8 protein-coding genes are annotated in these 11,619 nt (G+C 43.3%); 1 reads left to right on the forward strand and 7 read right to left on the reverse strand.

Annotated features, from left to right (window positions below; genetic code table 11):
• Nucleotides 1-14 precede the first annotated feature (14 nt).
• The gene (locus ACKWCA_RS09740) at nt 15-3,914 is read right to left on the reverse strand and encodes a thrombospondin type 3 repeat-containing protein (protein ID WP_413977992.1); all 3,900 of its coding nucleotides are present in this window, start codon (nt 3,912-3,914) and stop codon (nt 15-17) included.
• Nucleotides 3,915-4,091: 177 nt separating this feature from the next.
• Entirely contained in the window at nt 4,092-4,244 is a 153-nt protein-coding gene (locus ACKWCA_RS09745) for a hypothetical protein (protein WP_413977993.1), read from the reverse strand.
• A gap of 829 nt (nt 4,245-5,073) precedes the next feature.
• Between ACKWCA_RS09745 and ACKWCA_RS09750 the strand changes: the two genes are divergently transcribed.
• Nucleotides 5,074-5,472, forward strand: a complete 399-nt coding sequence (locus ACKWCA_RS09750; RefSeq protein WP_413977994.1) for a hypothetical protein — start codon at nt 5,074-5,076, stop codon at nt 5,470-5,472.
• A 99-nt stretch (nt 5,473-5,571) separates the two neighbouring features.
• On the opposite strand, the gene ACKWCA_RS09755 is transcribed toward ACKWCA_RS09750, so the two are convergent.
• From ACKWCA_RS09755 to ACKWCA_RS09775, 5 genes are all read right to left on the reverse strand, one after another.
• Nucleotides 5,572-6,255, reverse strand: a complete 684-nt coding sequence (locus ACKWCA_RS09755; RefSeq protein WP_413977995.1) for a HupE/UreJ family protein — start codon at nt 6,253-6,255, stop codon at nt 5,572-5,574.
• Nucleotides 6,256-6,264: 9 nt separating this feature from the next.
• Entirely contained in the window at nt 6,265-7,521 is a 1,257-nt protein-coding gene (locus tag ACKWCA_RS09760) for a DUF4198 domain-containing protein (RefSeq protein WP_413977996.1), read from the reverse strand.
• Between the two features lie 170 nt (nt 7,522-7,691).
• Entirely contained in the window at nt 7,692-9,122 is a 1,431-nt protein-coding gene (locus tag ACKWCA_RS09765) for an SLC13 family permease (protein ID WP_413977997.1), read from the reverse strand.
• Nucleotides 9,123-9,191: 69 nt separating this feature from the next.
• A complete protein-coding gene (locus ACKWCA_RS09770; protein ID WP_413977998.1) occupies nt 9,192-10,586 on the reverse strand; it encodes a c-type cytochrome domain-containing protein in 1,395 nt (464 codons plus the stop codon).
• A gap of 48 nt (nt 10,587-10,634) precedes the next feature.
• The gene (locus ACKWCA_RS09775) at nt 10,635-11,507 is read right to left on the reverse strand and encodes a sugar phosphate isomerase/epimerase family protein (protein ID WP_413977999.1); all 873 of its coding nucleotides are present in this window, start codon (nt 11,505-11,507) and stop codon (nt 10,635-10,637) included.
• Between the last annotated feature and the right edge of the window lie 112 nt (nt 11,508-11,619).

Here is an 11,619-nt window from a genome sequence, read left to right on the forward strand (position 1 = left end):
ATTGGTCTAGAGGGCTAGTTCCTGACTATTTTATAAATTTTTAAGTCATTTGAAGTAGCGATGTTGAGTAGGTATACTCCCTTTGCCAATCCTGTCACGTTTATGGTGATCCTATTATCATTGACCTCGTACAACTTTGAAGAGACCCGTGTACCTCTCATGGCGAACATCGAAACGACCAACTCACTTTCAAGACCGCCTTCCAATTCAATGGTCAACTCATCACCTGCTACGGGGTTCGGGTAGACCGCTACTTCGGGAATCAAAAGAATGGTCTCTTCGTAGGGAGTGTCACAATCCCTGCCAGAGGTAACCGTTAACTCATTACTCGTAGCGGTTAAGGGAAGCCTGACCTCATTATCGGTAAACGTCTCCATTTGCCCATTCAAGGTCACGGTGTAAGTGTCGCTTCCGGTTAGGGACAGGGTAAGCTCATTGGTGCTTAGGCTCAATTGCGTGGTCACGGAGAAGGCTTCGAGGGCTTCAACAGTAATATCAAAGCAGGCCACATAGCCTTCTTCACCATCCACTGTAATACAGACGGTGTATATTCCCGGATCCAAACCTTCAAAAAAGACCGACTCAGTAAAATCCTTTGAACGGCCAACATCATCTTTCGATAATGTGGCCTGATAGCGATAATCTTCAGCAACATCGATTTGAAGAGCACCCTTCCCGGGTTCACAGTCTGAGCGTACCGTAAAGGTGTAATTGGTATCCGGAAGATCAAAAATTGTATCACATACATCACCGATGCCGTCGTTGTTGGCATCCGCTTGATCTGTATTGGCTACCAACGGGCAGTTGTCCACAATGTCTAAAATGGTATCATTATCGTCATCCGCGTCACAGGCATCACCAATACCGTCTCCGTCGGAATCCAATTGATCGGTATTGAAGGTATTCGGACAATTGTCTTGGTCGTTCAAAATGCCATCACCGTCAAGATCATCGGCGACGCTGTCGCAACTGTCACCTATGCCATCATTGTCTGCATCTGCCTGATTCGGATTTGCTATTAGCGGACAGTTGTCATCAATGTCCAAAATACCATCTTGATCATCGTCTTTGTCACAAACATCACCTATGCCGTCGTTATCGGTATCCAATTGATCCGGGTTGTACAAAAGAGTACAATTATCCACAGCATCCAAAATGCCGTCGTTGTCATCGTCAGTGTCGCAACTATCACCTAAATCATCTCCATCATTGTCTTCTTGATTTTCGTTGGCAGTATCAGGGCAGTTGTCCTCTGAATTAGCAATACCATCGCCATCCATATCGTTCGGGTCTTCACAAACATCTCCGATTCCGTCACCGTCAGAATCCGCTTGATCAGGGTTGCTGGTGAGCGGACAGTTGTCATCAACATCCAAAACACCATCATTGTCATCATCTTCGTCACAGACATCGCCCATACTATCACCATCGGTATTCAATTGATCGGCATTACTGGTCAGCGGGCAGTTGTCTTCAACGTCCAAAACGCCATCATTGTCATCGTCGTCGTCATCGATTGGAGTGCCCTCGATTACAAAATCATCGATAACCACCCCTTCTTGGTTTACAAACTCGTCGGAGTGAAAAACAAAGCGAAACATAATATTGGGCTCATTTGACAAGTCGGTCTCGTTGGCGGCATTCGCTTCGAAATCATACCCATACTCTTGAAATTGAGATCGGGTACCGGTCCACTGTCCACCAGGACAGTTTTGGCAATCATTCGCACCTCCCGAACTCGCATTGGTCCGGTTACTGGTATACCAATTGGGTAGACTAGAGGTGTTCCCTAAATTGCTCCAGCTTCCCCCGGCGTCCAAAGAATATTGTACATAAAGAATATCAAAATTGATTTCAAGACTATAGGCCATCTGGAACTTTAGTACCGGAGCTTGCATGGCCGAAAAGTCATAGCAATTGGTGACTAGGTAGCTCAGTTTTGATTCAGGATACGATCCCGACAAAACCGTTCCGTAGGCATTGGAGCCCGTATGAGCTGTATTTAATAGGGCGCCGTTGGGGGTGCCTCTTTCCCAAACGGAACCGGCACCGAAATTATCATAACTGATAAGGGCATCATTCGATGTTTCGAAAGAATTGGTCTGCTCGGCAACTCCTGAAGTATTGGCGAAGAAATTCGTTACGATGGTATTATTGTTGGGCAGATCATCATTCGTTATTTCGGCAATGACTTCAATATTGGTTTCGCCCGAGGTACTTAATGTGATTTCGTCTAAGGTTAACGTGAGGGTTTCCTGTGGTGCTATCCCGTTCGAAAACGATTGTGTTTGTTGTGTTCCTTGATCAATACGGTAAAGGATATCAAAGTTGGAAATGGGGTTCAATCCGTTATTGATGAGGGTTATGGAGGGTGAGACACCTCCACAAATCAAATCTCCTTCGTCGGGAGTCATGGAGAGTACTCTCAAATCGTTTTCCGGGGTTTGTACGGCATATTGTCCGGAGATGGAATACTTGCCAATGGAAGCATAGTCGGAATAGCCATTATCTACGGTACCGGAACCCACCCCTTGAATTTCTAGAAAATAAAGTCCAGCTGAGATATTCTCGGTTAGCGTGGCGCTCAACCCTGATGGATTACTCGAGGCCAGTTCACTGCCTGTTTCATCCAATAGGCGTACTTGAATGTCCAGATTTGGATGTACTTGATTGGGATTAAGGGTAAATGTAGCCTCTCCGGCTTGGGCCAGAAAAGAGAACAGGTCGATATCATCGCGATCATGGATAATCCCACTGTTCTGTGCCTCAACAATGGCACCCGAACCGTCGGCTTCCAATTCTGTTGCGGTATTGGTCGTATTGCCATGATCATCGGGAATGAAACCAAAATTGTTTTGATTTCCGGCGATGATAAGCAAATCGTTTTGGTTGTTGGAGGCATTGCTGTATTCGCCAAGACTCCACTGTGCGACAGGTTTGCCCAAACTGAAACCCATAATCGGGGCCCAATTGCCATGCCCAGAATAATATTCAGTGGATCCCCGGCCATCATGATTCAGGCCCATTGTATGCCCGATTTCGTGTGAACCGGTGTCTCCGGCCTGTTTTCCATTTCCAATATTGTATACCCAGCAAGGATCATCCGTATTCCAAGAGAAGGAATTGAGAAAGGCCACTCCTCCTGAACCAGGCTCGGCTGTGTCGGTAGGAGTAAAAATACACATCATTCTTCTGTTCCTGGGTGTCGCATCAAACACGGATCTATCGGTAACGATATTCACGTCGAACGGACTAAAATCCTCGGCCATGATTTCCCAAGTAGCTACGATTTCGGCATCCGACAAGCCGGCGGCTTGGGCGTTTATGGTATTTCCATTATTCCAATTGGTGTTGCTCACGGTTTCCCCATCGAAATCCAAATACACTACTGCTGAGGCAGAGGGTCGACTTTGAAGGGTGAAGGGTGAGCTTTTACCTAAGGGGTTGGAGATCGTTGACGTTTTGGAGGCTGGTTTTCTGGCTTTTTCAAAGGCGATGCAGAGAATAGCATTGATATCGGTCTCTTCAATAAATACTTTTCTGTTCGGTCCGGTAAATAGGCGATAAGCCCTGCTCTCCTCTCTTTCTATAATATGCCCTTCAATCTTGCCATCGGCGTAATTGAACCCAAAAGAGCCGCTTTTTTTATCGTAAATGACACCTATATATGAGCTGGTCTCACCAACGGTATTTTTGACATTGAGCTGTAGGTCAAGAGTTTCGGAATCAGATACGGCGATGGTCATCCGTTGCGGGTTCTTGGCAGAAACACTGGAGGCGGACAAGTCATTCATGAAAATAGAAGGATTATCTGCCACTGCTTTAGGGAAATCAATCTTGTTCTGGGCATGAACAAGAAAAATCGGGCCCAATAAAAGGGCAAAAAGCGAAAAACGCTTTGCAAATTCGGTCATGATAAGGGGTCGTTACCCTTCGTGAACGTCTATCAAGCCTTTTTATTTGATTTATTGGATGAACGGGAAAAGAAAAGGGCCCGAAATTCTTCGGGCCCTTTTTTGGGTAAGTAGGTGTTTGTTCTTGGAGAATACCAGAGCACCATAGGAAAATGCAATAGGTATTCAAAATATCTTCTAGTTCAACGCATCGTCGGTCGATGGCTGTTCTATGGTGTTTTCCACTAATTGTCTGTTCTCGATTATGTCAGTAGTATTGGTACTATAGTAGGTTACAACGGCGAGTAATAGACTTGCGAAATACAGGGAACTTTTTACTTTATGTGACATGGTGATTTGGTTTTTAATTCTGAAGCTAATCTAGTGCGTATTCGGGTTCAAAAAAGCCGATTGTTGCGAAATGGTCCTTTTATGATGTCAAAATCGGGTATGTTGTGGAATAGCGCTTTTCTTTATCCGATTTATGTGTCCATACAACGATAGGTCGATAAAAAGACTATTTGTCGGGTCATTGATTTTGTGGTTAAGAATACGGTTTGAATAATAAGATCAATTATAAAGAAGAGTAGATTGAAAAAGAACTCAGCAGAAAACCACTACCTTAATTTGGACTTCCCATCGAATGGTTATCGTTTCAAATGAAGTTTTTTTTCTTTCTACTGTAACATTTTGGTTTTTCAACAGTCTTATAAGTAGTGAATTTTCATTTAGTGTCCCGATGCAAATCGGGATTGAATTAGTCAAGATAAAGTCGCATACTGTGGTTGGTGTTTGCGGCTTTATTTTTTTTGCTGGTTTTAATTAAAGGAAAATTTATAATGATCCAATTATTCCGCGCGAGGATAATCAAGAGAACTCATCTGGAAATAAGCCCATGATGCTCGATTTTAAACACTCTTTTCCCATAAAATCGTGGGTAAAGTGTTTTGATATTGGTAGTTCATCGAAAAACCGGAAATGCTTCATCATAAAAATTCTCGGAGACTTTTGTTGAAATAGCAAGAAATCAGCTATTAAATTATGGATTTGATAGTTCTCATGTTCTCTTCTTGTATAAGCCTTCGTTTTTCTCAAAAGCCGATGAAATGCCCTGCTAAGTAAATAGGCAATAACGCGACAAACCAGCGTTATTATAATTCATATATAATCGAATATCGATATGAACAAAAAGAATTTAGCTTTAGCTATAGTAATGGGACTGACATTTGCGAAGGGAGTTTTCGCCGCGGACCCTGAAACGGAAAAAGAAGATTTTGATATTAATTCAATTACTTACATACAAGAGGAAGACGAAATCGAATTGGGTTTTGATGTCGCGGATTACTTACCTGAAGGGTTCGATCCGTACGCATTCTATTTCAATTTGGATTCCGTTGAATTCATCGAAGAAGAATGGTCACTTGATTTCGACACCGCTCAATACCTTCCAGAGGGTTTTGATGCCTATGCAGATCCTGTAGGAATTGAAGGAATCAATTACATCGATGAAAATGATGCCATCGAATTGGATCTAACTACTGAGAATTATCTTCCAGAAGGTTTCAATGCCTATTTGTAAGTAAAAACCATTTTAATATAACCTATAAAAAGGCCCCTGAAAGAGGGGCCTTTTCTTTTTCAACAATTACTTTGCTTATCAAGTTAAATTCCTAAGACCTCAGTGCCCCCCATATAGGTATCCGTAAATCTGGTAGATGAAAAGACCGATACCGGCAATGACCAAATACAGGTTGGCCGCTTTGTAAAAAGCGGCATAACTTTTTTTGTTTTGCCATTTTGTTATGATAAATACAATGGGAATCAGAGCCAAAATCTGACCCAATTCCACTCCGATATTAAAACTTACGATTTTGGCTAAAAACTGTGAAGTGCCCACATCGAAAGACTGTAACCTAGTGGAAAGTCCGAAGCCATGGATCAAGCCAAAAATAAACACCATGAACAAGAGGTTCGGTGATTTGCTCTTGAAGTATTTTTCAAATCCTCCCAAATTCTCGAACCCTTTATAAAGCACACTGAGCGCAATGACCGCATCAATGAGATGCTCATTGGCCTGGATGCCAAGATAGGTTGCCCCAATGAGGGTAATACTATGGCCGATAGTGAAAACGGTAATGAAGCGTACAATATCCTTAAACCCTTGCAAGTAGAATATAACACCGGCCAAAAAAAGCAGATGATCATAACCGGTGACCATATGTTTGGCACCAACATAGATATAGGATAGGAGCCCACCATTGTTCAAAATCTCCTGATCTCCAGCACTGACACCATGCGCCATGGCCAATACGGGAAACAAAAGCAGGATACAACCGATAAGTTTCTTCTTAGTCAACTTCATAGCCTACCGCTAATTTTTTCTGTTAAACCAGAAGAATAACAAACCGATCAATAAGACACTTAGAATCCAATAAACATAAGAAGGGATTCCACCTTCTTCATGAGTATGCGTGTCTTCTCCGTGAGCGTGAACCACTTCAAAGGTCAAGGTAGTCCAATTTGATTCATGAGTGTAGTTTTCCTCATCGGTCTCTACCAAATGTATGGTTTGTACATACCATATACCATCAGCGGATAAGCTCACCTCGATTACACCGTCGGCATCCGTGCGCATTTGTTGGCCAGAAGTATGGGTATGGGGTTCGATGTCGTCTTTTGTATCATTATCGTGCTCGTGGGCCTCATCTACTGAATGACTGTGTTTGGCCTGGGTTTCTTCGGCATGGGTATGTGAAGTGCTACCGTCTTTATGGGTGTGGGAGTGTTCATTCGCTTCCGATGTTTCCGTTTTATGACTGTGTTGGGTGGTTTCACCATCATGCGTATGCTTGTCCTCCGTTTTTGCTTCATGGGCGTGCCCTTGCACGGGATTTTCATCATGATCATGTGCCTCTTCCTTTTTCGTGTCATGTGAAAGTCCGTGTTCCCCTGCGTCAGTATGCGTATGCTCGGCCCCGGTTTCGGTACCATGGGTATGTCCATCTTCGGGCGCCTTGAAATTGGCATAGACCAACTGGTTGGCCAACGGCGCACCATTTAAAAGTAGTTTGATCCTTAAGGTATCCCCTGTATTCAACTCATAAGGATTGTCAAGCGGAACAAACTCAATCGGATACCCCAACGCTTTTTGCCAGTCATCTGACTTTTTATCTCCAACTTGAAAAATGGTCTTTACATGTTTGGAGTATTTTTCGACGGCACTACTGTCCATTTTATTATTCTCGTGACGCCAATCGATCATGTCTAGGATGCCTTCATGTTCGAGGTAGGTGTTGAAGGCGTCAGCATCCATTTCTATCGCACGGGGCGCAGTGGAAATACCTGCCACCCAAGTACCCGCTTCACCGGTCTTAAAATTCAATACAGTAACACTGTCCTTTTCGCTCCATTGCGATTCGGCTACTTTTATTCGTTGCCCGTTACCTAACAAACTAGCATCAAGCATGCGGTCGCGGTCGATAACATTTTCACTTTTATCAAAAGTTCCGTTGAATAGTTGGATGGTGGCAGCCGTGTTGGGTTCAAGAAAATAACCCTCTAACTTGAGATACATGACATGGCTGCTGAACAGTACAAAGGCAATTAACGCAATAAAAATCTTTTTCATAGGGACGTATTAAGTGAAGACCATATTGGCCATCAGGTGTATACTACTTGTAACATAGCACCTAAAAATAGTGAAAAAAGGTTGATTTGGCTCGATACGCTCATTCTCAGGGGGTATACACCCGCTATCTTAACGCTGGTGAACTTGAGGATGTCGCTTTATATTTTGATTTAGAATATCATGGGAATCACATATTGAAACATAAGAATCAATAGGGCTACGGCAATAAGATTTAGGATAACCCCAACTCGCGCCATTTCATGTACCTTGACATACCCACTGGCAAACACAATAGCATTGGGCGGAGTGGCCATGGGAAGCATGAAGGCACAACTGCTCGCAATAGTCACCGGAATGAGCAGATAGAGCACAGGAATTTCCAAACCAATGGCGATACCGGCCACGACTGGTGCTAGAACTGCAACGAGGGCTACGTTGCTCATGATTTCCGTCATAAAAAGCATGAGGAAAATAAGTAAGCTGGCCATGACCAAAATCGAAATATCGCTACTTGCGATAAGATTCGCGACAAGATCGACAATACCACTGACCGACATGCCTTTGGCGAGGGCCAATCCGCCGCCAAAAAGAATCAAAATACCCCAAGCCAGTTTGGAAGTGTCTTTCCACACAATCAAAAAATCACCTTTTTTTAGATTGTATGGTACAGCAAATAAGGATATGGCCGCAAAAATACTGATCATCGTATCGTTTAATTTGAGGGCAGGAAATAGATCATTGATCAGGGCCCTGAAAATCCAAAGGGCTACCGTGATGCCGAAGATAACGAGCACCATGCGCTCTTTTCCTGACATGGGGCCAAGTTTACGCAGCTCTGTATTGATCACCTCTTTCGATGCAGCAAATTTCAACTGTTTATTGGGAAACATCCATTTGGTCAACACGACATAGCTGATACCGATCATCGTAGCGGAAAACGGAATGCCCAATAACATCCACTTAAAAAAAGAAATCTCGATATCATATTCATTTTCCAGGAGCCCGATCATCACCATGTTCGGAGGTGTACCGATTACCGTGGCCACTCCACCTGCATTCGCTGAAAAAGCAATACCTAACATAACACTCAGAGCGAAGTTTTGATCACTCTTCGTAAACCCATCCTCGTCGTTCACCAATAAACCGATCACTGACATGGCGATAGGAAGCATCACCACTGTAGTAGCCGTATTGCTGATCCACATGCTCAGGGACGCAGTGGCGATCATAAAGCCCAAAACCACCTTATTGGGAGTAGTACCTGTGAGCTTGATGATATTTAGAGCTATTCGTCGATGGAGGTTCACTTTCTCCAAGGCAAGAGCCATGACAAATCCTCCAAAAAACAAGAATACGATAGGACTTCCATAGTTGGCGCCGACATCGGCAATGGGCATGACTTTAAGCAAGGGAAACAATAGCAGTGGTAGCAGCGCGGAAACCGAAATGGAAACAGCTTCGGTAATCCACCATACAATCATCCATACCGCCACCGCGATAACGTGGTCCCCTTGTTCGGAAACCATGTTAAAAGGTAGACTTAGAATGATCAAAAAAAGAATCGGCCCCAGAAATAGCCCTAGTTTTTTGCTTAGATGCATAGTTGGTAATTGCTAGCCCTAAGCTATGTTTTTTCTTTTGGATTTAGAAACTATTGCACCAAAAGTAATTCAGTAAACGATCGAATCGGAGGCAAGGGGCGGTAGTTCATAATTGCCGTAGTCGATTTGAATCGCTTCATTCGTTAAGGTTTGTATTTCTTTAGCGGCAACTTTGCTCTGAAAGAGGTATATTTTTTCCAGGCTTTGAAAATCGGAGAGGTCGGAAAGGTAATCTCCTTCGAAATCCGTATGGGTCAAATTGATCGATTTTAAATGTTCCAAGATTGTCAAGCTCTTGATTTGCCTACCTGTAATCGAGGTATGGTCCAATTTTAAAATAGTCAAATTTGGCAGTTGTCCCAGTTTTTCGAAAATGATATCAGTGACTTGGGTGCCACCTAAATCCAAACGTGCGATTTGAGTCTTGAGAGGAAGAAGGATTTCGAAATCATCATCTCCGAATGTAGGCTTGTTAATGGCCGAAACACTAAGAAAGTTTGATTCCTTACTGATAAGATCCACATGTATCCCAGCTTTTTCAATAGTCAGAATACTGTCTTGCGACGCCTCCGTTATTTCCATATCTGGATAATCGTTTTCTACTTTTCTAGGGAAAAAAGCAGCGAATAGCTCCTTCGGCAAGCCCGTGGTTTTTATAGTGCCATTGAAAGGGTGCCCAGCATCGATCCATGCCCCGACCAATTTGATTTCTTCTTTCGTAGGTTGTGTTTTTCCTTCTGGGGGCATATGATCATCATCATCCATAGGCAGGGTCATACGCGAAAATAACTCGCTTTTTTCGGCATTACCTTGGAGGATAACCGCACCATTTTCGCCCCCTTCTTGGATATCTTCGGGTGTATGCAATTGTAACGCACCCTTAGTTTTCTTGGGATTGTGACAACTTACACATTTATTATTTAAAATAGGTTTGATGACATCTTCGTAAATCAAGGCGTCCTCCCAATTGGTATCGTTCAGAACAATTTCTTTTTCCTCGAACGTTTCAAAACCCAAGGCCGATTTTACCGAATTGGGTAAAGGTTCGACCAGATAATCATCTCCATGGGTAATATTTCCGCCTTCATGTCCGGTAAAGGAAATCAAAACAAAGAACAGTACTGAAAGAAGTGCTGTGGGTACTTTATGGAGAAAACGGATGGTGCTTGTCTTTGAGAGTTTGGCGAACATGATAAAGGAAAACAAGGCCGTGGCTATACCCAACCACAGATGCCATTTTACCGTTTCAAAAGAATAGCCTTCCCCTAAGTATTGAAGATACCCGGTAATACAAGCCAATACGGCACTGAATCCGCCCCATAGGAATATTAACGGTACCACTGGGGCATACTGCTGTCTTTTTCGGGCATACCACTGCACTAGAAGGCCTAAAGTGATAAAACCGATGGGCAAGTGAACAATGAGCGGGTGAAGTCGCCCTATGAGTTGTTTGATAACTTCCATCTATTTCAAAGATGCTTTTAAATTAGTAAGAGAATTCAGCATTTTGGATTATTCAACCTGCAACCTGTCCTTCAGAACCTTCATCATGTACACGTTGGCTTTCCATTGATCTGCCACAGGCACTTGGGTGTAGGGTAGGGTCGGCATGTAATCCGCGGGGCCGAATTCCGTTGTAATCGTATATAAGTCCTGCGTTTCCCATTTCTGACGAATGACCTTTTCCCAAATGTCCATATGTCTGTTGACGGCTTTCTTCCATTCGGGGGCTTCCGGATCATTGACCTGAGGCCCTTCTGCATGACCCACTCGGGCATGAATGTGATAGGAACGTTCCAAGACTTCAGCCAGTTCTTGGTCTTGACCGCTCAATAACGATTCATGAACGACCATCCAATGGCTAATGTCAAGCGTCATCTTCAATTCTGGTATGGCCTCAATATAGTTTTTGGTATCCGGTAGATTGTAACTGAATCGTCCGCGGTGTGTTTCATGATAAATAGGAATGTTGTACGCTTTCGCCATCTTATTGGCGGCATCGATAAACGCTTTGTTCTGTTCAAAGGTGTAAAAGTCATTGCCTGTATGACAATTGATATAGGCCGGTTTCCAGGCAATCAAGGTCTTGAAGTGTGCTGTATACGCTTTCAAGCTTTCTGCAAAAGGGAGCGATTTGTTTGTACCATTCAAAAAACCGACTTTCAGCTCGTATTTTTCCAAAGCGGCCTTGAGTTCCGATTGGCCTTTTTCATCTGAAGGGAACCAGGTTTCGAGTCCGTCATAGCCAGAAGCCTTTGTTTTTTCGCAAAAGGCATCCCATGATATCTGTCGACCCCAATCCGTTTGAAAGAATTCCAGTTTTTTTTGTTGCGAGAAGAGCGTAATGGTGAATAAAGAAAGAATCGCAAAAAATCGTATGCTCATTTTTTTTGGTCTGGTTATTATTTTCAATTTTTTTTGGCCCTTTATGTTGAAACTTGATGTTCTTCCATTCACAACAGACGAAAAACATTCCTGCTATCGGGAAACTGTTCCG

Source organism: Maribacter corallii, from assembly GCF_047345415.1.
In the GTDB taxonomy this organism is placed as follows: Bacteria; Bacteroidota; Bacteroidia; order Flavobacteriales; family Flavobacteriaceae; genus Maribacter_C.